The sequence below is a fragment of the Janthinobacterium sp. SUN073 genome (assembly GCF_030397665.1).
Lineage (GTDB): Bacteria > Pseudomonadota > Gammaproteobacteria > Burkholderiales > Burkholderiaceae_D > Janthinobacterium.
The window spans coordinates 421,234-446,027 of record NZ_JAPUBT010000001.1 but is presented as its reverse complement, the minus strand read 5'-3'; the positions used below and the strand labels follow the sequence as shown (position 1 = coordinate 446,027).

Sequence of the window (24,794 nt, the reverse complement as noted above, 5' to 3'; positions counted from 1 at the left end):
TTCCTAGGGGAAGGGCGTGCCGCCGATGGTGGGCAAGCCCGACAGGATGCCGTGAAAACCGACCAGGGCCGGGCCGATGCGGATGCCCTGCGCGCTGATTTCGAAGCGGCGGATGCTGCGTTCGTGCGCACTGCCACGTTTCTTGAAGACGGAAATGGCTTGCCGCACCTCGCCTTCCGTTTCGTAATAGCGCAGCATGATGACGCCGTCGGCCAGGTAGCTGGCGTCGGCCGAGGTGGTCATCGCGGTGCCCAGCATGTTTTGCTGCACGCCGACCAGCAGGGTGGACACACCGCGCTGGCCCAGGTAATTGAGCAGTTCATGCAGGTAGGTGCTCTGGAAGCGTTCGTCGGGCACCGCATGCATGTAGCCGTTCAGGCTATCGATGACGATCACGCGGGCACCCTGTTCCGCCGCGTCGACCACGGCCTGGGCGAATTCTCCCGGTGTCAGCTCGGCCGGATCGATCTGCTGTGCGCTCAGCAAGCCTGTGTCGAGCGCCGCCTGCAGGTGCATGCCCACGTTGTCGGCCCGGTTCAGCAGCTTGCTGCGCGCTTCTTCGAACAGGAACATGGCGCACGGTTCGCCGCGCTTTGTTGCCGCGTGCACGAATTGCGCCGCCAGGGTGGACTTGCCGCTGCCTGCGGGGCCGGAAATGAGGGTGCTCATGCCTTCTTCCAGGCCGCCGCCTGTCATGGTGTCGAGTTCGGGCACGCCGCTCGACAGGCGCCGATGGTCGCCATCGCGCCGCGTGTCGGCCGCCACCAGGCGCGGATAGACGACCAGGCCGTCATGGGCGATCTTGTAGTCGTGCGTGCCGCTGCGAAACGGCACGCCCCGGTATTTCACCACCCGTACGCGGCGCCGGTCATTGCCATACGCCTGGTTTTGCAGTTCCAGCGAAATGACGCAATGGGCCACGCTACGCACCTGCAAGCCGTCGTCGAGCGCGGAACGGTCATCGATCAGCAGGGTAGTGCAGTGCCGGCTGGCCAGGTAGCGCTTCAACGCCAGCACCTGGCGCCGGTAGCGCAGGGGGTTTTCCGCCAGTAGTTGCAGTTCGGACAGCGAATCGAGCACCAGGCGCGCCGGTCGGTGCTTGTCGATGGCGGCCAGGATGCGCTGGTTGGTCGAAGCGAGCTCGATTTCGGACGGATGGAAGATGGTGTACTGGCGCTCCGGGTCGAGCATGTCGTCGCTGGGCGCCACCTCTTCGATGGCGATGCCGGCCAGGTCCCAGCCGTGCGACAGCGCGGCGGCGCGCAGCTCGATCTCGGATTCGGCCAGGGCGAGATACAGCACGGGCGCGCCGCTGCGCGCGCCTTCAGCCAGAAATTGCAGCGCCAGGGTGGTCTTGCCTGTGCCTGGCACGCCTTCGACCAGGTACAGGCGCTCGGCCAGCAAGCCGCCCGTGAGTACGGTGTCGAGGCCGGGAACGCCCGTCGACAGCAGTGGCGGCGCGTCCGGGCCGCTCGCGCCCTGCGCCGTTCCTTGCGCTCCTTGCACCTGCCCTTGCGCCTGTGCTGTCATCATCGCGCCCCCGCTGTGCCACGCCGTGTCCAGTATATTAGCGCGTCTGCCGTGGCATGTCTTTTCGATACCATTGGTAAATAATTATTTTCCACGCCTGGCGTGAGGGCCAGTGTTGCGTCCTTGTTGGCCAGTTCAGCAAAGAAATCTTGACCCTGCTACAGTATTCACTCAATCCACCTTTTTCGCCGTGCCGTTTTGGCCACCATCCGCCAGGTTCCTGCTCAACTTTGCTGGTGCGCCGCCGCTGTTGTTGTCCTCATTTTATTGCCTCATTGATAATTCAATTCGTTTGATAGTTGCTATGTTTCAATTGTAACGATGCTTGACGATTTTAGAATGATCGTTCATTCTTTGATCTGCGTTAATAAATTTAGTCATTTCTAACGACACTAGCCAGCTTCTTTTTCAGAAAGTCCAAGATGCAACCAACCTTTTCCTTGACGTCGCCGCGTACGAGCGGCGCTATTGCCGTTCTGTGCGCCACTGTAATCATGGCCGGCTGCGGTAAAAAACAGGAAGCACCTCACGCGCAGCAAGCGCCACAGGTGGTCGTGTTTACTGTTAATCCGGCCGCGTTGCCGATGAGCGCCGAATTGCCCGGCCGTACGAATGCCTACCAGGTCGCCGATGTGCGCCCGCAAGTCGGCGGTTTGATCCAGAAGCGCCTGTTTGTCGAGGGTAGCGATGTGAAAGCGGGCACGGCCCTGTACCAGATCGATTCCGCCACCTACCAGGCGGCCGCCAATTCGGCCAAGGCCGCCTTGTCGAAAGCCAAGGCCAACCTGCTGACGGCCGGTCCGAAAGCCTCGCGCTACAAGGAACTGGTTGCCATCGAAGGCGTGAGCCGCCAGGAATACGATGATGCCATCGCTGCGTTCGAGCAAGCCAAGGCAGACGTCGAGTCCGCTACCGCGGCGCTGGAATCGGCCAACATCAACCTGCGCTACAGCACCGTGACGGCGCCGATCAGCGGCCGCACCAGCCGCTCGTCCGTGACGGCCGGCGCGCTGGTGACGGCAGGCCAGGCCGAAGCCCTGACCACGGTGCAGCAACTCGACCCGATGTATGTCGACGTGACCCAGTCGAGCACCGACCTGCTGCGCCTGAAACGCCAGATGGCTGACGGCTCGCTGAAGAAAGTGGGCGAAGGCCAGGCCAAGGTCGACCTGATCCTGCCGGACGGCAGCAAATACAGCGAACCGGGCAAGCTGCAGTTCGCCGGCGTGACGGTCGATCCGACCACCGGCAACGTGATCTTGCGTGCGCTGTTCCCGAACCCGAAAGGCGAATTGCTGCCAGGCATGTACGTGCGTGCGCAGCTGGAAACGGGCGTGGATGAAAAAGCCATCACCGTGCCGCAAGTGGGCGTGACGCGCAACCAGAAGGGCCAGGCAACTGCCTTGATCCTGAACAAGGAAAACAAGGTCGAGCAGCGCGTGCTGACCACCAGCGGTACCGTCGGCACCAACTGGCTGGTGACGTCCGGCCTGGCCGCAGGCGACCGCGTGATCGTGGAAGGCTTGCAAAAAGTCAAGCCAGGCGCGCCCGCCGTTGCCGTACCGGCCAAGGCTGAAGCTGCTCCTGCCGCCGCCGCTTCTGCCGCCGCATCGGCTGCCAGCGCCCACTAATTCAGGAGAATATTAATGGCCCGTTTTTTCATTGACCGCCCGATTTTTGCCTGGGTGGTCGCGATCGTCATCATGCTTGCCGGCGTGATTTCGATCCTCAGCCTGCCGATCGCGCAGTACCCGAGCATCGCCCCGCCGTCGATTTCGATCAGCGGCTCCTACCCTGGCGCCTCCGCCAAGACCGTGGAAGATGCTGTCACCCAGGTCATCGAACAAAAGATGAAGGGTATCGATGGCTTGCGCTACATGGCCTCGTCGAGCGATGCCACTGGCGGCATCAGCATCACGCTGACGTTTAGCAGCGGCACCAATCCCGACATCGCCCAGGTGCAGGTACAGAACAAGCTGCAGCTGGCCACGCCACTGCTGCCGACGGCTGTCACGCAGCAAGGCCTGGTCGTGTCGAAAGCGACGAAGAACTTCCTGATGGTGTTCGGCTTCATTTCCGAAAACGGCAAGATGGACCAGACCGACTTGAGCGACTATGTCGCCGCCAACGTCGTCGATCCGCTCAGCCGTGTTGCCGGTGTGGGCGATGTGACACTGTTCGGTTCGCAGTACGCCATGCGTATCTGGCTCGATCCGGCCAAGCTGCAAAGCTTCAACCTGACCCCGGCGGACGTGATCACGGCCGTGCAGGCGCAGAATGCCGAAGTGTCGGCCGGTGAACTGGGCGGCACGCCGTCTGTCAAGGGCCAGCAGCTGAACGCCACCGTGTCGGCGCAAAGCCGCTTGCAAACGGTGGAGCAGTTCGGCGCCATCTTGCTGAAAACCACGACCAACGGTGCCATGGTGTACCTGAAGGACGTGGCCAGCATGGAACTGGGCCGTGAGAACTACAACACCGTGGCCCGCTACAACGGCCATGCGGCCACCGGCGTGGCGATCAAGCTGGCGACGGGCGCGAATGCGCTCGATACGGCGAATGCGGCGAAAGCCATGCTGGGCAACCTGAGCAAGCAATTCCCTGAAGGCATGAGCTACCAGGTGGCGTTCGATACCACCCCGTTCGTGAAACTGTCGATCGAAGAAGTGGTCAAGACGCTGGTCGAAGCGGTCATTCTGGTGTTCCTGGTGATGTATCTGTTCCTGCAAAACTTCCGCGCCACCCTGATCCCGACCATGGCCGTGCCGGTCGTGCTGCTCGGTACCTTCGGCATCCTGAACGCGTTCGGCTATTCGATCAACACGCTCACCATGTTCGCCATGGTGCTGGCCATCGGTCTGCTGGTCGATGACGCCATCGTGGTGGTGGAAAACGTCGAGCGCGTGATGAGCGAAGAGGGCTTGTCGCCGCTGGAAGCGACGCGCAAGTCCATGACGCAGATCACGGGCGCGCTGGTCGGTATCGCCATGGTGCTGTCGGCCGTGTTCGTGCCGATGGCCTTCTTTGGCGGTTCGACGGGCGTGATTTACCGCCAGTTTTCGATCACGATCGTCTCATCGATGGTGTTGTCGGTGGTCGTCGCGCTGGTGTTTACGCCAGCCTTGTGCGCCACCTTGCTCAAGCCGGTCGAGAAGGGCCATCACGCCAGCAACAAGGGTTTCTTCGGCTGGTTCAACCGCAGCTTCGACAGCAGCAGCAACAAGTACCAGAGCGTGGTTGGCAGCATGATTCGTCACCGCGGCCGTTCGATGCTGTTGTATGTCATCTTGCTGGCCGGTCTGGTATTCGTCTTCATGCGCCTGCCGACCTCCTTCCTGCCGGAAGAAGACCAGGGCATCCTGTTTACGCAGATTCAATTGCCGACGGGCGCCACGCAAGAGCGCACCCTGAAAGTGATCGAACAGGTCGAAGACCACTTCATGAACAGCGAGAAAGACAACGTCGCTTCCGTGTTTGCCGTCGCCGGTTTCAGCTTCGGCGGTAACGGCCAGAACACGGGTATCGCCTTCGTGCGCCTGAAAGACTGGTCGCTGCGCAAGGACGTGGCGCAAAAAGCGCCGGCCGTGGCCGGTCGCGCCATGGGCAAGCTGTTGCAGATCAAGGATGCGATGGTGTTTACGTTCGCCCCGCCTGCTGTGCTGGAACTGGGTAACGCCACCGGTTTCGACATGCAGCTGCAAGATATCGGCGGTGTCGGCCATGACGCCCTGATGGCGGCGCGTAACCAGTTGCTGGGCATGGCGTCGCAGAATCCGGCCATGGTGGGCGTGCGCCCGAACGGCCAGGAAGATACGCCGCAGTACAAGATCGACATCGACCAGCAGAAAGCCACCGCGCTGGGCTTGCAGCTCTCGGAAATCAACCGCGTGCTGAGCGTCGGCTGGGGCAGTTCGTATGTCAACGACTTCCTCGACCGTGGTCGCGTGAAGAAAGTGTTCATGCAAGGTAATGCCGAATCGCGCATGCTGCCGGAAGACTTGAACAAGTGGTTCGTGCGCAATACGGCTGGTCAGATGGTGCCGTTCTCCGCCTTTGCCACCGGCAAGTGGATTTACGCGTCGCCACGCCTGGAACGCTACAACGGCTTGCCGTCGGTAGAGATCCTCGGTACGCCGGCACCGGGCCAGAGCACGGGCGCGGCCATGAACGCGATGGAAGAAATGGTCGCCAAGTTGCCGCCTGGCATAGGCTTCAGCTGGACCGGCGTCTCGCTGGAAGAGCGCGAATCCGGTTCGCAGACGCCGCAGCTGTATGCGCTGTCGCTGCTGATCGTGTTCCTGTGCCTGGCAGCGCTGTATGAAAGCTGGTCGATTCCATTCTCCGTGCTGCTGGTGGTACCGCTGGGCGTGATCGGCGCCGTGCTCGGTACGTGGATGTTCGGCCTGTCGAACGACGTGTACTTCCAGGTGGGCTTGCTCACGGTGGTGGGCCTGTCGGCGAAGAACGCGATTCTGATTGTCGAGTTTGCCAAGGAAATGCAGGAATCGGGCATGTCGCTGCTGGACGCGACCTTGCATGCGGTGCGTCTGCGTCTGCGTCCGATTCTGATGACCTCGATTGCCTTCGGCCTGGGCGTGTTGCCACTGGCTATCTCCAGCGGCGCCGGTTCCGGCAGCCAGAACGCCATCGGTATCGGCGTGCTGGGCGGTATGTTGACGGCCACTTTCCTCGGTATCTTCTTCGTGCCGGTGTTCTTCGTGCTGGTGCGCGGCTTCTTCTCGAAGAATGACGCGCCGGCGACGCCTGGCTCGCCCGCCGTCACGCTTTCCAAGGATGCACATTAATATGAAAAAATCGCTACTCTCCATGGCGGCGCTGGCCTTGCTGGCCGGTTGCAGCCTGGCTCCCACATATGAGCGTCCGGCAGCGCCGGCGCCCACGGCGTGGCCGACCGGTCCTTCCTACAAGGCCGATACGGCCGCCGCCGACGCCAAGCCGGTGGCGGACGTCGCCTGGCGCGAGTTCTTTGCCGATGCGCGTCTGCGCCAGGTACTGGAACTGGCGCTGGCCAACAACCGCGACTTGCGCGTCTCGATCCTCAACATCGAGAAGGCGCGCGCCACGTATGGCATCGAACGCGCCGCGCTGATCCCGACCCTGTCGGCGTCGGGTGGCCAGACGGCCAGCCGCGTGCCGAAGAATGCCAGCGCCAACGGCGAAGCGTCCATCAATCGCCAGTACACGGCGAACCTGGGCGTCTCGGCCTACGAGCTGGACTTCTTCGGCCGCGTGCGCAGCCTGTCCGACAGCGCGCTGGAGCAATATCTTGGTACGGAAGAAGCACGCCGTGCGCAGCAGATCAGCCTGGTGGCCGAAGTGGCCAGCACTTATCTGAACCTGGTGGCCGATCAGCAGCGCCTGCGCGTGGCGCAAGACACCCTGAAGAGCCAGCAGTCGTCGTATGACCTGGCCGTGCGCCGCTTCAGTGCCGGCGCTACTTCCGGCCTGGACAAGTACGATGCCCAAACCAGCGTCGAGTCGGCCCGTTCCGACGTGGCTGTCTTCACGAGCCAGGTGGCGCTGGATCAAAACGCGCTGGTCCTGCTGGTGGGTGGCCCCGTGCCGGCCGATCTGCTGCCGCCAGCCGAGTTCGGCACCGTGACGGCGCTGACAGACATTCCGTCCGGCGTGCCGTCGGAGGTGCTGCAACGCCGTCCCGACGTGCTGGCTGCCGAGCGCACCCTGCGCGCGGCCAACGCCAACATCGGCGCGGCGCGCGCGGCCTTCTTCCCGCGCATTTCGCTGACGGCCACGGCCGGTTCGCTCAGCGACAACCTGTCCGGCCTGTTCAAGGCGGGCAGCGGCACGTGGAGTTTCATTCCGCAGATCAGCTTGCCGATCTTCGATGGCGGCGTGAACCGCGCCAACCTCGATATCGCCAAGGTGCAGCGTGAAATCTCCGTGGCGCAATACGAAAAGGCGATCCAGGTCGCCTTCCGTGAAGTGTCCGATGCGCTGGCCCAGCGCGGCACCATCGACGAGCGCCTGCAATCGCAGGTCTCGCTGGTCGAGGCGTCGACGAAGAGCTACACCATCCACGATGCGCGCTACAAGCAGGGCGCCGAGTCCTACCTGAACGCCCTGGTGGCCCAGCGCGCGCTGTACACGGCGCAGCAAAGCCTGATCACGGCGCGCCTGGCCAAGTCGACCAACCTGGTGACCTTGTACAAGGTGCTGGGCGGCGGTTGGCAGCCTGAGCAGACAGCCGTCGCGGCGGCTGGCAGCGTCCAATAATCACGGGGACGCCGACGCCGGCCTTGCCCTTGTCCGCAGGGGCAGGGCCGGCGCGCTACTGGAAAATCATGAACCAAGTTGAAAAGAAGCATCCGGATCCTGAGCGCGCCAACACGCGGCGCAAGCAGGTGCTCGATGCGGCCGAAAGCTGTTTCAGCCGCCGCGGCTTCCACGGCGCCAGCATGGCCGAGATCTCCAAGGCGGCCGGCATGAGCGCGGGCCACATCTATAATTATTTTGACAGCAAGGATGCGATCATCGCCGCCTTCGTCCTGAAGAACATGGAGCGGGTCACCAACCTGATGCAGGACCTGGCGCAGCGCGAAGACCCGCTGCAAGCCGTGGTCGACAATGCTGGCGAGCATGTGCTGGAAAGCCTGGACCCGAAAACCTGGGTGATGCCGCTGGAAATTTTTGCCGAAGCGTCGCGCAATGCCGTTATTGCTGAAATGTTGCACTGCGCGGACGTGCGCTCGCGCAAGCTGTTTCTGTCGATCATACGCGATGCGCGCATCAAGCGCGGCTTGCCGGCCGACGAAGAGATGCTGGAAGGGCGCCTGAACGCCATGATCGCCATGTACCAGGGCTTGCCCGTGCGGGCGGTGCACAATCCGGACATGAAGGTCGAACCCTTGATCGCCGGTTTCCGCATCGTTCTGACGGCATTGCTGCTGGGCGAGTAGAACGCTGTACCCCAGGCTGAAAAAAAACTTTGCGCAGTTCGCTATGAATCCTGCGCAAAGCATGGCAAAAACCTAAAAGCCTCTGCTATAATTCCCATCTCGTCGGGGCGTAGCGCAGCCTGGTAGCGTACATGCATGGGGTGCATGGGGTCGGAAGTTCGAATCTTCCCGTCCCGACCATTAGATTCAAGGAGTTACAGCGAAAGCTGTATAGAAACCCAGTACTGTATATTATACGTTTGTATAATATACAGTACTGGGTTTTTCCGTTTACGTGACATCAAATTTGCTTACTCCCACATGTGACTTTTATCGGCCGAGGGTGAGTAGTTAAAATAGCGTGCTTTGTGCTGTGAAGCTGATAGTGGCCGTAATTGGTTTCCTGATGTCGAGGTTACAATCCGCGCATATTCCCCTGATAGCGAATGATATGCTTTTCAACAGCCCGGCATAAGAAATGGGCTCATGTGTATATCACTTCCAATCTAGGAGAATCGAATGTCAGGTCATTACATCATCAAGAAGTCTAGCGCCGCCCAGCCGTATCATTTCGTGTTGCGTGCTGGCAATAACGAGGTAATTCTGACGAGTGAGAACTATGCCTCCAAGCAAGGCGCCCAGACTGGAATCGCTTCATGCCAGGTGAACAGTCCGTTTGACGAGCGATATGTTCGTAAGGAGACTACCGCAAGTCAGCCGTACTCCTTCGTGCTGAAAGCTGCGAATGGCGAAGTAATTGGACGGAGCGAAAACTATGCGAATGCAGCAGGTCGAGATAGTGGTATCGCTTCGGTAAAAGCAAATGGTCCAAGCAAAGATATTCGCGACGACACCTAAAGCTTGGCGTTGGGGGCGCGGTTCTCTTGACGTTACACCGTAGGACTTGGTGTCCTACGGTTTTAGTTCTTTGCTACGCTTTGCCACGCACTGAAGATGGCGGCGGCAAAGGGACGTTGGCGCTTACTAAAGCCAGGGCAATTCCATCGGAATCTCGGAAATGTCCGCAATCACTTCCTTGATGTAAATATCCGTGGTTTTGCCTGACGTGTGCACCAGGCGCTTTTGAATGTCGCTGCGGTTCTCGCCTCGCCGTGCCGCATCCGTGGCCGCCAGGGCTCGGATATCGCGGAACACCACGTCATCCTTCATGCCAATGCGCTCCTTTGCGCGGTCCCACATTGAACTGAGGCCGGAGCGGGTGTAGGCGCCGCCTTTTTGCGTCGGAAACACGAACTGGCTGATCAGCCCATACTTGATTTTCAGTCCACGGGCGCGGGCTATCACTTCGGCAATCTCTGCCGTGACAACAATATCGACTGCCTTGCCGCTGGTTTTTTGCGTCTTGCTTGGCTTGATCCTGATCCGTCCATCCTCGATCTGTGATTCTTTCAGCATGCGGATATCGATGCCGCGTGCCCAAAGCAGGTAAGACATGTCGATGATGCAGGCGAACATGGGGCCGCTGGCCGTCGGGATGCTCAAGCCCGTGCCCTTGCGCTCCTTACTCATCATGCCGGCTTCGCGTATCGCTTGCACTTGCGCGTGTGTGGCCAGCACCTCGCGGCGTCCGGTCTTGTAACTGGACATGTCGAGTTGATCTATGGGGTTGTCTTGGCGCAGGCCCAGTTCACCGATGATGAACTTGAACAGCCGGCTCATCAGTGCAGCATATTTCTTCGCCGTGTTCGGCGTATTTTTGAAGTTGTCACGCAAGAAGCCGGCGCAGTCCTTGGTTGTGACCTGGGATGCGTGGAATTCTTCGAACTCGTCGGCGATCACGTCCAGGTAGCGACGGTAGGCATCTTGCGTGTCCTTGCCGTAGCCGCCCAGTTTATTTTCTTTGAATTCTACGCAGGCATGAGGCATCGAGCCTTCGACAAGGTGCGGACTACCCAGGAGTGCGGCCAGGGCCGTCAGCATTTTGCTTTCCCCCTCGGCCTCATAGGCTAGGTGAATCCAGCTTTGCATTTTGCCGTTGGCCGGGTTGCGCATGGGCGCGGCCGCCAGGTAGCGATACGCACCGTTTTTCAGGTAGACCCGGCGCGGCAGGCCGCGATTGGTTTTGCGGTGACGATTCATTTTCTGGCAGATTTCCTTACAGGGGCGGGGGCCACCGGCATGGTAGCGGGATGGATAAGATGCATGCGAAGCACGCGAACTGTGTTGTCGTGCAATCTGGTGGCGGGCACGCCCATTTCCTTCAAGGCGCGGAGCTGTTCTGCCGCGCGTCGGTAATGTGTCAGGTCGATAACCTCTTGATCACTTAATGCCAATTCATTCATGTCGGTATTTCTCCTTATTGCTCTATGAAATAGTTCTTATCAGGTCAAGTTGGCGCGGGTCGCTCTGGTCCTGCACGTAGATATAGGTCATGCCGCCTGGTGCGCGCTCCTCGCAGACTGGTTGGCCGTTGGCCATAGCAAGTGCTGCGGCAGTGGAGCACACACCGAACGATCGCTCAAACAGGCAACCTTCGCAGTTCGCCGCCGCTGTTTCCCGCGCTTTGAAGCGCACCATCGCCGGGTCTAAGGGCTCGGCGCGCTCGCCGCGCCATTTATCACTTGTGATGCATTTCGTCATGGTGTTGTCGCGGCGAGGGGCTGCACAGCAGCCAGCGGTACGGCGCGGAACATGCCCGGCCACTGGTGGTCCAGCTCCACCCACGCATGCAGCTCCCCATTGCCCACGTCGCGGCGGAGGTCGTTGACGGTGCCGGCCTGGTAGCCCTCGTCGGTATCGAATGTCACGCGGTCGCCGAGGGCGATTTGCCGCGGCGAATTGGTCAGGGTGTTCAGCATTGCGGTGCTCCTTTCAGTTTGGCGGTAACGCCGCACACGCCGTAGCGGTCGATGGCGGCGTCGATCACGTCGCCGCTGGACGCGGCAACCTCAAAAAATTCAAAGCGTTCGGTTTGCGTGCGAACGATCACGGCATAGGTGCTCATGTGCCATTTCCTTCATGGGGTGGGTTGTCGGGGACGATCAGCCGGGGCCACGGGCAGGCGTTGACGGCCGCCCAGGCTGCAATCAGTGCTGTTTTTGCCTCGTCGGGCAGGTCAGGCATGGGCGCCGCTGGCGGCGCGGCCGGGGCAGGGCCAACGGGGTGCGTACAGTTATTTACACGAGTCCGAGGAACGGCAACCCCAACAGCCACCCCGCGCCCGCCTGTGGCCTGTACCGGCGTCCACGTATGGCGCACGGACTTGAAGACCACGCCGATGAGGTCGCTGCAGCGCACGCCGTAGGGTGTGGTGCGCAGCGTTTCACCATAGCGGCCGATGACGGTCTTTTCGTCCTTGGCCAGGGTGACGATCAGTTCCTTGCGCGGCACCAGGGCGCCGCCCTGGGCGCGCAGGTATTCGGCCCAGCAGGCGCGCTTTTCGCCGTCGATCTTTTGCACGGCGTCCCAGGCGCGGCGCATGGCGGCCGGGGCTTCATTGAGCATGCTTGCCTCGATGCGGCGCAGCTCACGCCATACGGTGACCGGCGCGCCGCCCCATTGCTGGAATTGACGGATGCCCCAGCAGGCGGCCCAAGACTCGACGCGCGCCGATGGCGTCAGCTCGACATCGCCTTCGGTGTCGGCCGTGACCACATAGCCTTCCTTGGTCTTGTGCTCGGCCACGCCATCGATGTTCTTGGCCACGTACTTGGCGATGTAGCCGGCGGCGCTGCCCTTGGCCCAGTCGATGCGTTTCACGTCCAGGCGGCGTTTAAAGGCGCCCGGTTCTCCACGGTCCACGCGCCAGGCGTAGCGTTTCATGATGCGGATGGCGCGGCCCGCCACGTCCTGCAAGTGGGCCGTCTTGTATTTCGCGGTGGGGCGCACGAACAGCAGCAGATGCCAATGCGGGCATCCATCGTGATGGGGTTCGGCGATGCGAAAGCCGTACAGGCCGATGCCCCGGCGCGCCAGCGCGGAGCGGCACAGCGACGTCATCTTGCCCAGGTAGGCATTCGCCTCGCGCGGCGTGGAACCGTCGAACTTGTCGTTTGCCTTGCCGCTGTGCTGCATGGCGTGGAAGCGCGATGGGCACGTCCAGGTGATGAAAATACCCTGGTCGCCGCACTCGCGGGCGATCTGCTCAAAGCCGTTGATGCGCAACATCAGCTCGCCACGCCGGATGGCCTTGTTGGCGGTCGTTTTCTCGGCCAGCTCGGCGATGCTGAATTGCTGGCCGTTTTCGTTTTGCACCAGCGTGGCCGCCAGTGCTGCCGCGTTGCGGCGGTTTTGCGCCAGGCGTGACAGCACGGCGTCATTGCTGGCGTAGGGTTCGCCGCGATAGTTCACGTAGCCCAGGCGGATATTGCCGGCCTCGAAGGCGCGCTTGACGCGCTTGCGCAATTGGCGGCGCCACCAGCGGGCGTCCACCAGGCGGGCGATGGTGTCGGTCATCGTGTCGAACTCGGGCAGCTCGATGCCATACGAGGCGCATTCGTCTTCCATGATCTGCAAGGCGTGCGTGTCGGACACGGCCATCCACAGCATTTTGGTGACGCCGGCCGCCGCGCGTTCGGCGGTGGTCACGATGTCCGCATCGCTCTGCGACAGGTCGACGCCGGCCGGCACGTACTGCTCGGCGAACTCGCGCACAAAGCTGGTGGCGATGGACTCATAGATTTTGTACCAGGACGACCAGGCCATCTTGGCCATGGCGGCCGTGATGACGCGGTTGCGCCACTTGAACGGGATGCGGGCCAGCTCGGGCGCGAACTGGGCGGATCGCAAGAAGGCTTCGTGACGTTGCGGGGCAGGCAACAGGATTTGTTTAGATTGCATTCAACAGTCTTTCGTACACACGGATAGCGGCAGAGGTGGCGGCGCGCAGCTCGATGCGCTCTTCCTCGGTAAATGAATGGATGGGCGATTCCCAGCGGTCGGCGTCCATGCCGGCGGCGATCAACACGGAACGGCGTGCGCCACGCGGCGACAATCCCCACGCCTGGGCCATGAAGGGCGCAAGGTTGCGCGGCTTGATGCTGCGCAGCTGGGCCTTGGCTTCGGCGATGGCGGCCAGCGCATGCCCGGCGCCTGGTGGCGTCGGCATGTCCTTGTCGCGCGCGGCCAGAATCTCGGCGGCAGGCTGGAAGGACAGGTGATTGTCGATAAGGGACGCCGGCATGGTTCAGTCCTTGATGGCGCCGATGGCCCGCAGCACGCCGGGGGCAATGACAATCAGGAGCGTCAGCAGCCAGATGCCGCAGGTTTTGGCCAGGCGCAGCATCAGCGTGCCCCTGGCTTGAGAAATTGCTCTGCCCAGTACGGGAGCGTGTGCGATGCGCCGCAGCAGTGGCGGGAACCCGCTTCGTTGGCGAAAATGTAGTTCAACTCGATGGGCAGCTTGCCGACCAGGGCGCGTTGCTTGGCTGGCGCGAAAAAGCCGTCACGCTCCAGTGCCTGCGCGTCGCTGACTATGAACGTCAGATTGGCGGCGCCGTAGGCGTGATAGGTCTTGGCAATCTCATGGATGTGGGCGGTCAGCGCCGCGATGCCGATGCCCGCGCTGGCTTGCAGCAGAAAACACGTTGGTGCCACGGGGACAATACAGTTTTGCAAGGTCGGGCGGATCGTGCTTGATGCCATGGATTTGTCGGCATGACTGGTGGCGTGCAGCGTGGTTTCCATCGGTTTTCCTTATTTCAGGTTGAACGAATCCCGCACGCTCAAAAGGGAGCGCAGCAGGGCACAGCAAAAGAGGGGAGTTACGGCGGCCGGGCTACGGCGGCGCGAGGATCGAGATAGTCATCAGCAGCCCGCAGTCAGGTCCAGGGCTAGCTGGCTGGTGGCCGCCGTGCGCGCATGCTGGGACATTGGGATGCGGATATCCGGCTTGGGTATGGCGGACAGCGAGAGGGTGCGTAGTACTTCCAGGCCTGCCACGAAGACGTGCCCACAGTCCGGGTTCTGACACATATAGGTGATCTCCTTGAACATGGCGGACATCATGCGGCTTTTGACGGCGCGGACGGTGTAGGTGCAATGCGGGCAGGGCAGGCCGATGACTCTCATTTCAGCTTTCTTTCCACTTGGTACAGGGCGCGACCGCGACCCGTCATGTTTTTCGACTGTATGCGTAAGCGCGACTTGACGAGCCATTCAGCCGCCTGATCGATACTTGCCAGCCCCTGGCGCTGGCGCACGAGTTCCAGCACCGCGCGCTCTTCGTCATTGAGGTTAATTTGATGGTCTGGCATTTTCTGTAACTTTAGAGTTGCTCAAAAGTGACTCGGTTTAAACGCTGCGACGCTGTACGCTGTCGATGGTGGCGTCATCCAAGGCGATCACGGCCAAGGCTTCACGCATCACGATCTGGCGCACCAGCACCGCAAGCTCTTCGCCCTGGTAATTGGCGATCGAGGAAACAAGCTGGTGCTCGTAATCGTCCAGGCGCAGCATGACGCGGTGGCTGCGGATACGTTTTGCATCGGGGTACATGACGTTGTCCTTAGTGAATGGATTTGGAAGCGAGTTCGCGTTTGTAATCGGCGAGGCCGCGCAGGATCAGGAAGCGGAGGAACCAGGCACGGGAGCGCTCAAGTTTCTCCGCGTAGCCTTCGACTTCGTCTACCTCGCCAGACGTCAGACGAACGCCAAGAGGCTTAGTCGTGACGCCCTTGGCAGTGCGCCTCGCTATGGATACGTTTTTCATAATGTTATGATCTGTAATCGCTATGGTATGGCATAACTATAGCTCTCAAATGAGAGCATTGTAAAGAAGAATTTGCGCACAAATGAGATCAATTGGTGAAATACTAAAAGAAGAGCGTCAGCGGTTGGGCATGAATCAAGAAGATTTTGCTGCCGTCGGCGGGCTGAAGCGACGCGCACAAACTCTGTATGAACAAGACGAGCGTGCCCCGGATGCGCTTTACTTACGAGCGTTGGCTGGGATCGGGGTCGATGTCCACTACATACTTACGGGTGAGAGATTGCAATCAGCCGTTACCTATGATGAGCGAGAATTGTTGGATGGCTATAGAAGTATGGACGTTCGAGGGAAAGCAGGCGTGCTTGGGATGATTGGCGGCATGCGCTCGCCAACGCCCCCAGCATCCCAAGCAGGGAATACCCCACACGTTGAAACCCACGGCAAGATTGGGCAAAATTTCGTGGGAAATATCATTGGGCCACAAACTTTTAATGTGGCCGGCAGCGGACGAAAAAAGGAAAAATAGTCTGCAAATTTTTGATCTTCTTATGCTTATTGTAATTGCTACTTGTTTGCTCTGCATTATTTCAGCGGTTTGATTCGGAGCGAGCACTTGAAGAGGGCGAATTTTGTGTAGTCATTTGGGACCATACATATGTCGATCGTTTAAAATTTCTACCAGGAGCGGGTTTTTAGAAAAGTGAGATGGAATTCACCTACCGATAAAATCCAAAGCACCACATGACTAAAAACGTTAGATCGACACTCGATATTTACGAGCTTTACAAGCCTTTGAGGAATGAGCTGCGAAAGATTGATACGCAAGGACTCTTGATTATCCTTTGGCATGCTGCCAAAGCACCTCTTGACGGGGCTGTAATTAAGTTGAAGAACAAATTTGGAAGAGTTTTCGATATTTTCCCGTGGGAAATATATATCCTTGCGCGGGAAGCGGTACTGCAATTAGTGTCAGACAAAAAACGTAAGCAGGTTCAGACGGATGATGTCTTTAAACTCGTCAATCATTTACGTCGTATCTCTAACGATACATCAAAAAAGACGATCAACTCAGTTGAAAGTGCACTACGGTCACTGCATCCTCTCATTCATCAGCAAGCACGATGGCAGAATAGCCGTGAATGGGAACGCTTTCATCGCGCTTTCCGTATCTACAATCGTGATGACGTGCGTCCACTGCTTGAGAATAAACTTGGAATGCGCATTAGTACAATCTACTCACTGACTTTTGCAATTGCTGGTGGGGCAGCCAAATCCCCAGGAGTCCTTTCGAACATTGACTATACCTTCATGGATATTTCTGCGAACGAGCGCGACGCGTACTTCGCGGCTTTCGGTGCCTCACTTTCTAACATTCGAGATGAAATCGAGCAGCGGCAACAATATGATGAGCGATGGGCTTTTACGTGGAATCCCCTTGAAGGAACTCCACTAATTAAATTGTCGGATGACTTTCCCCATCAATACCTTTGCCCATTTCCGCAATTTCTTTTGCGACGCGCAACCGATAGCTTGTTCTTTGATCTCGCCAAAAGTGAGGAAGATTTCGTCAATCCATACGGCATGGCTTTCCAAGTCTACGTCGGCGATGTTTTGCTAGCGCAGTTTAAAGGTCCGATACACCGATTGCTAGAAGAGCAAACATATAATGCCACAAAAAAACTACTAAAACATGGCGTTGATTGGATTGTTAGCGATGCTAGTGGTCATATAATGTTTGAATGTAAGACACGCCGCCTTAGGGTCGATGCTAAAGCTGTAGCTGACGGGGGGGATTTAACGAAGTCAATTGTTGATCTTGCCGTAATCGTCGTGCAACACTATAAAAATCTTCAAGATGCGCTTCAAGGTTTAACCCGCTGGCGTCCGGATGAGAAACCGGTTTACCTGTTTGTGGTAACCCTGGAGGACTGGTATTTATTCGCCCCTCATGTTATTGAGCAGTTGGATAGTCTAGTTCATGAGCGCCTATCTAAGCTTGGACTTGAGCATCTGTTGAGCTCCTCGCCCTTCATCGTTACCTCTGTTGCGGAATTAGAGACTGCGGGGCAAGCGATTGCCCAGATTGGTATTCATAAATTCTGCGAGAATCGAGTTGCGTCTGGGAATAGCCATTTCGGGCTTTCGATGCATGCACCACAAGCATTCCCTGACATTAAAGTTAAGTATGAGCGACTATTTTCGAGTAGTAGCAAAGAAATGCTTGGCCATCTCTCGCATCTTCTTGACCTGCCAGGGTCGGATGACGACTGATTGTCTCCGAACAATGCTTGGTCAGTAATCCTTGGATCGAACATAGCATCAACGGATCAAGAGTCTCAGGCTCTAGGTTGTCAAGTTTACGCGCAATATCTCCGCTCCTCTTGCAGTAAGAGGCCGGTGACCTCACTAGGCTCGACCAAGCGACTTTTTGGAGAACGTTGCCTTCTAGCAGACGTAAGTGGGTCGCGTTCCTTCTGATTCCTTTCGGTCTCCGGTCTATGCTTGCGTTGGCTTCCAAGGTTCCTCCGCATTTTCGCGGATGATGTCCCGCACTTCCTCAATGTTCTTCCACGCATGCAGCGCCGCCCGCTTCGCTGCCTGCTTGCTCTTGTAAAGATGCTCCAGCGTTTTGAGCGTGCCCGTGGCGCCGGCCTGTTCCTGCCCCGCCTTTTTCTTTTTCGCCGCTACATCCTTCCACTTTGCCACCACGCCCGTGATGCCCTCGTCCGGGTCTTTCTCCTCCTCGCGCTCGGCCTCGACCGCTTCCGTCTTCGTCTCAAACTCCACGCGCGTGGTAAAGCCGTTGCCGCCCAGGCTATGCGTGACCTTGACCGATAGCCATTCGGTGGCGTCGATCTCGGGCTTGAAGCCTGTCACAGTCACGGGCGATTGCGGGAACACGGCCGGGTTGCCCAGGGCCAGGCTCATTTCAAAGGTGGCCAGGCCGCGCAGGATGCGCTGCCATTCGGCCACGGCCGCTGCGCGCGCGTCAGTTTCGTTGGCGAAGGTGGCACGCAGGCGCTTGCTGTTGCCGGGCACGCCGGCGACCACGCTGCGGCGCCGCGCGTAGCGCTCGTCGTGCCAGAAGGCGCGCACGCCCGTGTAGGCGTCGCTTTCGGCGCTGTGGTAGCGGTGACCGTCGCCCAGGGCGCGCGTGATGGGGATGACGGGCAGCGCCTTGCCGCTGGCGGTGCGGCTCTGGTTGATGGGGATGAAGAGCAAAGTGTCGTTCTTGACGGTGGCCACCGCATCGTATTTCTTGCCCAGCCGGCGCAGAAAGGCCGCATCGCTCTCATGGGTCTGGTCGATGTGTTCGATGGCGGTATCGCGCAGACGCGCCGACACGCCCGACGCCAGCTCATTGCGAAAGGCAATCGCCTCGATGATGGCGCCCAGGGTGGTCTTGTGAAAGCTGTGTTCCTGCTGCTGTTTGAAGGTGTCGATCAGGTTGGCCGACCTGGCGCGCAGGGTGATGGTGTCGGGCGCGCCGCTGTGCTCCACCTCGTCCACGGTGAACTTGCCCATATCCACCAGGCCAGTGGCTTGCCAGCCCAGCGCTAGGGCGATCTGTGCGCCGCGCGGCGGCAGGGCCAGTTTGCCGTCACTGTCATCTAGGGAGATATCGAGCTGGTCGCTCTCGTCGCCACGGCACAGGGTCAAGGTCAGATTGATGAGCCGCGACGAGACGATGGCCGTCAAATCCTTGTCCTCGATGCTGACCTTGAAGGCTGGGATGTGTTCGCTCATTTGAACTTGTCCGCTGCGCTGCCGATGGCGCCGCTGATGCTGCCGCCGATCTTGTCTTTCATATCGCTGACGACGCCGCCGTATTTCGACGTGATGCCGCCGACCACGTTGCCCACCACGCTGCCCACGGCATTCTTGGCCGCGCCGGCAATGCTGCTGGTCATGCCGTCGATGCTGAGCATGTTTTTCAGGTCGCCGATGTCGCCCAGGCCAAGCATGGCCAGCACGCCGTCGTCGTCGCGTTTGAGTGCAATCGAGAACTCGACACGGCGCGCGCCGCCGCTGCCGTCCAGGATGGTGCGGCCTTCCGTCATGCTCGTGATGCGGTAGGAGCCGAGAATGCGGCCCGTACCCTGGATCAGTATCCACGATTTACCCGTATCGGCCATCATGCGCAGGGCATCGAGTGAATACAGCGAGCCGGTCAGTTCCGGCGCCACCCAGCCCGACAGGGTGATGGTATCGTCGCCGGGCCCCACGTACTGGTGCGCATCGCGCAGGCCCACGCGCGCCGTGCTGGCGTGCTTCCATTCCGTTTGCCGCTGCAGCTCGTGATACGCCAGCGTCGGCAGGCTGAACACGAACATTCCTAAAATCATCATCATGGTGGTTATTCCTTCTTAATCGTGGTCGCGCAAGGACGAGCGGATGCGTGCCGCCTTTTCGCGGTCGCGCTGTTCCATTGCCGCATACACGGCGCGCGCGATGGCCTGGGGATCGGAACCGGCTTGCGCCTGGATGGTGATTTCGATCTTGTCGCCTTGAATCGTCATGCCGGCGCCGAACCCGCCCTGGGACAGCGGCGCGCGCGTGTCAAAGGCGCTGGCGGGCAGGGCGGTTGCCGTACCGATGGCGATGCCGGCGCCCAGTTGCGTCAGGCGCTGCGCGAGGCCGGATACCTTGGCAATGGGCGCGCCCTCGCTGCGGTCCAGGCCCACGGCCAGCCCCTGCATGGTGTAGTCGCCCAGCTGGGCAAACACGCGGCTTGGGCTGTGGATGCCCAGCTTTTCTTTGAACCAGGCAATGGTGCTGGAACCGGCATTGCCGATGGCGTCCTTGACGGCGCCCATGGACCCCGTGATGCCGTTGACCAGCCCGCGCAGGATGTTGGCGCCGAATTCGGTGAACTGGGCCGGCAGCTTGATGCCGAACCAGCTCAACACGCCCGCGAACGCCTGATAAAACACGCCGACCGGTGACCAGTTGATAATCAGGGCGGTGATGCTGCCCATGCCGCCGGCGCAGACGGTGCGCAGGCGCGACCAGATGTCGGCGAAGAATACGGCGATAGGTTGCCAGGACGCGGTGATGCGCTGAAGGATGCTGGCGCCGAAGTCGGTGAACCTGGCCGGCAGCGTGATGCCGAACCAGCCCAGCACGCCAGCGAAGGCGCGATAGAACAAGCCCAGTGGTGACCAGTTGGCGATCAGGGCGCTGACGCCGCCGATGCCGCCGGCAAACGCGGTCTTGATCTGCGACCAGATGCCAGTAAAGAAGCCAGCCAGCGGAGCCAGTCCCTTGGCGAGGCGGCCCCGGATGCTGGCGCCGAAGTCGGTGAACGTGGCCGGCAGCGTGATGCCGAACCAGCCCAGCACACCCGCGAAGGCACGATAGAACAGGCCCAGCGGTGACCAATTGGCGATCAAGGCGCTGACGCCGCCAATGCCGCCAGCAAAGGCCGTCTTGATGTGCGACCAGATGCCGGTGAAAAACGCCTTGATCGGTTCCCAGTATTTATAGATCAGATAGGCGGCGCCGGCAATGACCGTGATGGCAATGCCAATCGGGTTCATCAGAAGGGCGCGGCCCAGCCACAGCACAGCGCGTCCCGCCCACATGAAGGCGCCGCCCAGGCCACGCAAGATGGGCGTGAGCACGCCGCCCTTCACGCCCATCTTGGCAAACATGACGTGCAGCATGGCGTACGGGCCGATCAGGGCGGCAATGCCGAGCATCAGCGGGCCGAGCACCAGCAGCAGGCCGGCCAGCACGGCAAAGGCGGTAATCATGACCTTGGCCACGGTCGGGTTGCGTTCCATGAAGGCATTTAGGCGTGTAATGGCGCTGATCGCCATTTCCAGCCCCTGCGAGTACAGCGGCAGGATTTTTTCGCCCATGGTCAGTTTCAGGTTGGCCAGCCTGGCCGTCGCCTCCAATTCGGCGCCGCCGGCTTGCTGCTTGCCCAGGTCATAAATCTGCTCGATGTCATACGCGCCCTCGTTCAGCTTGGCATTTTTGTGCATTTGAATACGCTGCTTGAACATATCCAAGAATTGATTACCGGCCGTACGGGTTGAGAAGAGACCACCAATGATATCTTCGATTTTTTTCGGATCAGTGATCCCCTTTTTTGCCAATTGTGGAAGCAATACCTTTTCCAGCCATTCGAATTGACTACGGCGAAAAATCTCACTTCCAAGCAGCGCACCAGGGCCGATGGTTGAAGTTTGCCCAACCTTATCATGCGTAACCTTGCTGTGATCGCCGATCAATCCCAGCTTTTCCATATTGTGCACGGCCCGCTTGGTGGTGCGTCCTTGATAAAGATTTGAGTACCCTGACATCAAGGCAGTGCCAGCACGATGGCCTCCGACCTCCTGCACTAGCGGTTCCATCTGGTAATAGAACTGCTTGTCGTCCATGATCTTGGCGGCGATGCCGCCCGTCTTGATGAAGTTCAGCCATTCGGTCGGTCCCACGCGCCCGCCCGTGGCGGTGATGACCTTTTGCATCATGTTTGCCTGCGTGTGGAATTTTTCCGAACTGGCCGTGCCGCCGCGCTGCTCGATGACCTTAAGCAGGTCCATAAAGATGCGCTCGTTCTCTTCGCCCGACTCGGCGCCGAAAAATGCCTTGTTGGCAAACTTCATCTTGGCCAGGGTGGGCGCGACCATTTCCGCGTGGTGTAAGTCGCCAAAGATCGACATCGCGTCGCGCACCAGTTCCAAATTTTCGTTCTGGCTGGTGCCGTAGGTCTTCATGTTCTTGGCAAAGGCGATTGCCTGTTGGCTGGTTTTAGGCCCGAGGCCCAGCGCATTCACGCGGGCCTTTTCCAGCTGGTAGTGCTTTGCCTCGTGCAGCTCCTTTGCGATGGGCATGGCCATGACCGCGCCGGCCGCTGTCGCGCCTGCGCCGGCCATGGCAATGCTGCCGGCCTTGCTGCGCAGCTTGTCCGCATGCTGGGTGGCGTTGGTGACGCGCTGCTGCTTGGCGGCCGCGTTGGCCAGCTTCTGCTGCTGCAGCGTCATGGTTTTGTTGGTGGCTTCGATCTCGCGGCGCAAGGTGCGCTCGTGGTTGGCCAGGTCTTTGGTGCCTATGCCGGCCCCGGCCAGGCGCTCGCGCATGACCTGTAGTTGCTGCGCCTGCTGCTGGCCGGCCGTCTTCAATGCGCCAGCCGCTTTGACGGCGGCGTTAAATTCGCGCGTCATGGCGCGCGTGGGCGCCTCCGCCTGTTTCATCTTGACGGCCAGGCTGGCCACTTTCTGTTGCGCCGCTTCCAGCTTGGTGCGCGTGGCGTCCAGGCCGCCATGCAGCTCGCGGAATTTGCTGATGTTCTTTTGCTGGGCATTCAAGTCGCGCAGGCGGTCGCTGGTGGCCTTCAATGCCTTGGCCGTGTCGCTGGAGCCGCCCATGATCTTTTTCAGCGGGCCGGTGATCTTGTCCAGTGCCGCAAATACTACCTGTAATTTCAAATCCCGACCAGCCATCTATTCCGCTCCGCTTCGTTGCCTGGCGCGTTCGCGCCAGGCCATCAGTTCATCAATCGTAAAACCGTCCATCGCTGCCGGCGTCCAGTGGAAGACGCCGGCAATGTCGGCCATGGCGTCTTCTACTTCGTCGGGGATACCGAAAGGCGATCGGCTTTGCTCGCCAAAAAACCGGCAACCTCGGCGCCCACGGCCAGCAGGTCGGCCGGGTCCATGTTGGCGATGTCGTGCGCGGTCAAGGTCGGCTCGGTGATGCGCGGCAGTACGATCTGCAGGGCCGACACGTTCAGGTTGGCCAGCTCGATCAGGGAAATGCCGCGCAGGGCGCCGGCCTTGGGTTTACGCACGGTGAGCGAGGTGATGAAGCTGTCGCCGCGTTTGATCGGCTCGTCCAGCTCGATGACGGCTTGGTTTGTGTTTTCGTTGTTCATGCTGTGTTCCTTGTGGTGGGGTGGTCAGTAAAAAAGGGGATTACAGGCCGATGGCCTTGCGGATGGCGGCGTTGGTGTCGCCGCCGCCAAAGTTCTCGGTGCCGCTCATGAAGTCCAGTTCGATGACGGTGGCGCCGTCGATCATCAGCTTGTAATAGCTGCAAGCCATGGTGTATTTATGGGTGGTGTCATCGCCCATCTTGGCGCCGCCCATATCGATTTCCTTGTAACGGCCGCGCACGACGACCTCCACGGCGGCGACCGTGCCGTCATCGTCTTCCTGGTAGGCGCCGGCAAAGCGCAGTTGCACGGCGCCGTGCGAGTGCGCGCCGTACTGTTTCAGCGCTTCGGCGATCAGGCCGCCAGCGCTCCATTCCAGCGACAGCGCCTCGTTGCCGAAATCCACGGACACGGGGCCGCTCATGCCGCCGGCGCGGTACTCTTCCATTTTTCGGCTGAGTTTCGGCAAGGTGACTTCGGGCACCATGCCCATGAAGGACACGCCGTTCTGGAACAGGTTGAAGTTTTTCAGTTTGCGGGGCAGGCCCATAATTTCTCCAGTATTTCAATGCGCCCGCGCTGGCGCGGGCAGGGTGGTGATGTGGTCGATTACGCGGCGATGCGCGAGGCGAAGTCGGCCAGGTAGCGGTCGGTAATGCGCTGCTGGAAACGCAGGTTTTCCAGCGGCGGCACGGGCGTGTAGTCGTAGTCGATGGCCAGCTTGCCGTCTTTTAGTGCCGTCTTGTCGTTGTATTGCTCGTCATACCAGGCGTGGCCGTCGATGATGTAGCCCTGCAGTTTCAAGTCGCGGAATTTGGCATTGATGCTTTCCAGCAGGTCGCGCACCAGGGACGGATGCAAGGGCACGTCGACATAGGCGAAGTGCGCTTCGGCGATGGTGTCGGCCAGCACCTGGGCCGTGCGCGTGTAGCTTTCGAAATAGAAGAAGCCGCCCGGCGCCTCGCAGGTGCGCGAACCCCAGAAGCGGTAGCCGCCCATGTTAATCAGGGTGGTCACTTCCTTGGCATTGAGCACGCCAGCGTCGGTGGCCGGGTCTTGCAGATCGAAAAACACATCCTTGGTGATGCCGGTCGGGCCATTCACGACCACATTGGACAGGGTTTTGTGCCAGCCCGTTTCCTCGTCGATCTTGGCGCGCAGGCCCATGGCGTAGGCCACGGCCGAAATGCTGGCCTCTTCGTCGGTGGCGGTATTCCAGTTTACGAAGTCGGGCCAGATCATCATGATTTCGCGCTGGCCGAATTGGCCGCGATACGTGGTGGCCGCCGTGACGGTGGCGCAGTCGTAGGCCGAGGCGTAGACGAAGCCGCGCAGGCGCTGCGCCACGCTGGCCAGGGCATTGGTGACGGCCTGGGTGTCGAGGCCAGGCGCGCCCAGGATGCGCGGTTTCACGCCCAACTTGCTCTGCGCGGCCAGCAGCGCTTGGGCGCCCAGGTACTTGCCATCGGGCGACACGCCGCCCACGGCGTTGCTGGTGGTTTCCGCTTCCGTCTCGCCCTGGGCCACGCGCACCACGATGGTCAGCGGTTTGGTCTGCGCGGCAATCGCCGCCAGGCTGCGATACAAGGTGCCCGTCTTGCCTGCCTTGCCCATGGCGGCCAGCACGTTGGTGACGAGCACGGGCGTGTCGAGCGGGAAGGCGGCCGGGTCTGCATCGTCGGCCGTGGCGATCAGGCCCAGCACGGCGGTGGACACGGTACGGATGGGGCGCGAACCCTCGTTGATTTCAATGACGCGCACGCCATGGTGGTAGTCGGTTGCCATAGAGCTCTCC

At 60.2% G+C, this 24,794-nt stretch carries 27 protein-coding genes and 1 tRNA gene; 8 read left to right on the top strand and 20 right to left on the bottom strand.

The genetic code is table 11. From position 1 onward, the window contains the following. Positions 1-3: 3 nt before the first annotated feature. A complete protein-coding gene (locus O0882_RS02145; RefSeq protein ID WP_289944973.1) occupies positions 4-1,533 on the bottom strand; it encodes an ATPase domain-containing protein in 1,530 nt (509 codons plus the stop codon). A gap of 419 nt (positions 1,534-1,952) precedes the next feature. On the opposite strand from O0882_RS02145, the gene O0882_RS02140 reads away from it, so the two are divergent. From O0882_RS02140 to O0882_RS02115, 6 genes are all read left to right on the top strand, one after another. After that, a complete protein-coding gene (locus O0882_RS02140) occupies positions 1,953-3,161 on the top strand; it encodes an efflux RND transporter periplasmic adaptor subunit (RefSeq protein ID WP_289944971.1) in 1,209 nt (402 codons plus the stop codon). Between the two features lie 15 nt (positions 3,162-3,176). Then, complete coding sequence (locus tag O0882_RS02135; protein ID WP_289944969.1) at positions 3,177-6,332, top strand: efflux RND transporter permease subunit; 3,156 nt, start codon at positions 3,177-3,179, stop codon at positions 6,330-6,332. Position 6,333: 1 nt separating this feature from the next. Further along, complete coding sequence (adeC, locus tag O0882_RS02130; protein WP_289944967.1) at positions 6,334-7,782, top strand: AdeC/AdeK/OprM family multidrug efflux complex outer membrane factor; 1,449 nt, start codon at positions 6,334-6,336, stop codon at positions 7,780-7,782. A 68-nt stretch (positions 7,783-7,850) separates the two neighbouring features. Then, entirely contained in the window at positions 7,851-8,465 is a 615-nt protein-coding gene (locus O0882_RS02125; RefSeq protein WP_289944965.1) for a TetR/AcrR family transcriptional regulator, read from the top strand. A 103-nt stretch (positions 8,466-8,568) separates the two neighbouring features. Then, positions 8,569-8,645: transfer RNA gene (locus O0882_RS02120), tRNA-Pro, on the top strand. 318 nt (positions 8,646-8,963) lie between these two features. Then, positions 8,964-9,302: a YegP family protein gene (locus tag O0882_RS02115; RefSeq protein WP_289944963.1), complete on the top strand. Its 339-nt coding sequence runs from the start codon at positions 8,964-8,966 to the stop codon at positions 9,300-9,302. Positions 9,303-9,428: 126 nt separating this feature from the next. Here O0882_RS02115 and O0882_RS02110 read toward each other — a convergent pair whose 3' ends face one another. The 12 genes from O0882_RS02110 to O0882_RS02055 all read right to left on the bottom strand — a co-directional run bounded on the left by O0882_RS02110 (position 9,429) and on the right by O0882_RS02055 (position 15,114). Then, complete coding sequence (locus O0882_RS02110; RefSeq protein ID WP_289944961.1) at positions 9,429-10,544, bottom strand: tyrosine-type recombinase/integrase; 1,116 nt, start codon at positions 10,542-10,544, stop codon at positions 9,429-9,431. After that, positions 10,541-10,747: a DUF4224 domain-containing protein gene (locus O0882_RS02105; RefSeq protein ID WP_289944959.1), complete on the bottom strand. Its 207-nt coding sequence runs from the start codon at positions 10,745-10,747 to the stop codon at positions 10,541-10,543. Before O0882_RS02105 ends, O0882_RS02110 begins: the two co-directional genes overlap by 4 nt. 22 nt (positions 10,748-10,769) lie before the next feature. After that, the gene (locus O0882_RS02100; protein ID WP_289944957.1) at positions 10,770-11,045 is read right to left on the bottom strand and encodes a hypothetical protein; all 276 of its coding nucleotides are present in this window, start codon (positions 11,043-11,045) and stop codon (positions 10,770-10,772) included. Continuing rightward, the gene (locus O0882_RS02095) at positions 11,042-11,263 is read right to left on the bottom strand and encodes a hypothetical protein (protein WP_289944955.1); all 222 of its coding nucleotides are present in this window, start codon (positions 11,261-11,263) and stop codon (positions 11,042-11,044) included. Before O0882_RS02095 ends, O0882_RS02100 begins: the two co-directional genes overlap by 4 nt. Then, positions 11,257-11,409, bottom strand: coding sequence for a hypothetical protein (locus O0882_RS02090; RefSeq protein WP_175539401.1), 153 nt, complete (start codon positions 11,407-11,409; stop codon positions 11,257-11,259). The genes O0882_RS02095 and O0882_RS02090 overlap by 7 nt, the downstream gene beginning before the upstream one ends. Next, positions 11,406-13,244, bottom strand: coding sequence for a replication endonuclease (locus tag O0882_RS02085; protein WP_289944951.1), 1,839 nt, complete (start codon positions 13,242-13,244; stop codon positions 11,406-11,408). The genes O0882_RS02090 and O0882_RS02085 overlap by 4 nt, the downstream gene beginning before the upstream one ends. Further along, positions 13,234-13,587, bottom strand: coding sequence for a hypothetical protein (locus O0882_RS02080; protein ID WP_034745810.1), 354 nt, complete (start codon positions 13,585-13,587; stop codon positions 13,234-13,236). The genes O0882_RS02085 and O0882_RS02080 overlap by 11 nt, the downstream gene beginning before the upstream one ends. Positions 13,588-13,688: 101 nt before the next feature. Continuing rightward, positions 13,689-14,090 (bottom strand): hypothetical protein, encoded by a 402-nt coding sequence (locus tag O0882_RS02075; protein ID WP_289944947.1) that lies wholly within the window; start codon positions 14,088-14,090, stop codon positions 13,689-13,691. A gap of 120 nt (positions 14,091-14,210) precedes the next feature. Next, on the bottom strand, positions 14,211-14,474 hold the full coding sequence (locus O0882_RS02070) for an ogr/Delta-like zinc finger family protein (protein ID WP_289944945.1): 264 nt from the start codon (positions 14,472-14,474) through the stop codon (positions 14,211-14,213). Continuing rightward, positions 14,471-14,659 (bottom strand): hypothetical protein, encoded by a 189-nt coding sequence (locus O0882_RS02065; RefSeq protein WP_046682347.1) that lies wholly within the window; start codon positions 14,657-14,659, stop codon positions 14,471-14,473. Before O0882_RS02065 ends, O0882_RS02070 begins: the two co-directional genes overlap by 4 nt. Before the next feature lie 37 nt (positions 14,660-14,696). Continuing rightward, positions 14,697-14,900, bottom strand: a complete 204-nt coding sequence (locus O0882_RS02060; RefSeq protein ID WP_035820909.1) for a hypothetical protein — start codon at positions 14,898-14,900, stop codon at positions 14,697-14,699. A 10-nt stretch (positions 14,901-14,910) separates the two neighbouring features. Next, positions 14,911-15,114 carry a hypothetical protein gene (locus O0882_RS02055; protein WP_146012215.1) on the bottom strand — a complete coding sequence of 68 codons (204 nt, stop codon included), beginning with the start codon at positions 15,112-15,114 and terminating at the stop codon, positions 14,911-14,913. An 82-nt stretch (positions 15,115-15,196) separates the two neighbouring features. On the opposite strand from O0882_RS02055, the gene O0882_RS02050 reads away from it, so the two are divergent. Then, positions 15,197-15,640, top strand: coding sequence for a helix-turn-helix domain-containing protein (locus tag O0882_RS02050; protein WP_289944940.1), 444 nt, complete (start codon positions 15,197-15,199; stop codon positions 15,638-15,640). A 215-nt stretch (positions 15,641-15,855) separates the two neighbouring features. Next, positions 15,856-17,385 (top strand): hypothetical protein, encoded by a 1,530-nt coding sequence (locus tag O0882_RS02045; protein ID WP_289944938.1) that lies wholly within the window; start codon positions 15,856-15,858, stop codon positions 17,383-17,385. Between the two features lie 225 nt (positions 17,386-17,610). Here the strand turns inward: O0882_RS02045 and O0882_RS02040 are convergent, their stop codons facing one another. Genes O0882_RS02040 through O0882_RS02010 form a run of 7 tightly spaced genes read right to left on the bottom strand, consistent with a single transcriptional unit; the run spans position 17,611 to position 24,784 of the window. Then, positions 17,611-18,861, bottom strand: coding sequence for a phage late control D family protein (locus O0882_RS02040; protein WP_289944936.1), 1,251 nt, complete (start codon positions 18,859-18,861; stop codon positions 17,611-17,613). Continuing rightward, entirely contained in the window at positions 18,858-19,466 is a 609-nt protein-coding gene (locus O0882_RS02035; protein ID WP_289944934.1) for a phage tail protein, read from the bottom strand. Before O0882_RS02035 ends, O0882_RS02040 begins: the two co-directional genes overlap by 4 nt. A 15-nt stretch (positions 19,467-19,481) precedes the next feature. Further along, entirely contained in the window at positions 19,482-22,553 is a 3,072-nt protein-coding gene (locus tag O0882_RS02030; protein ID WP_289944932.1) for a phage tail protein, read from the bottom strand. Between the two features lie 15 nt (positions 22,554-22,568). Beyond that, positions 22,569-22,682: a GpE family phage tail protein gene (locus O0882_RS02025; RefSeq protein WP_071650284.1), complete on the bottom strand. Its 114-nt coding sequence runs from the start codon at positions 22,680-22,682 to the stop codon at positions 22,569-22,571. 8 nt (positions 22,683-22,690) lie between these two features. Next, a complete protein-coding gene (locus O0882_RS02020; protein ID WP_289944930.1) occupies positions 22,691-22,999 on the bottom strand; it encodes a phage tail assembly protein in 309 nt (102 codons plus the stop codon). A 40-nt stretch (positions 23,000-23,039) separates the two neighbouring features. Beyond that, positions 23,040-23,549 carry a phage major tail tube protein gene (locus O0882_RS02015; RefSeq protein WP_070346128.1) on the bottom strand — a complete coding sequence of 170 codons (510 nt, stop codon included), beginning with the start codon at positions 23,547-23,549 and terminating at the stop codon, positions 23,040-23,042. Positions 23,550-23,608: 59 nt separating this feature from the next. Further along, positions 23,609-24,784, bottom strand: a complete 1,176-nt coding sequence (locus tag O0882_RS02010) for a phage tail sheath protein (RefSeq protein WP_289944926.1) — start codon at positions 24,782-24,784, stop codon at positions 23,609-23,611. Between the last annotated feature and the right edge of the window lie 10 nt (positions 24,785-24,794).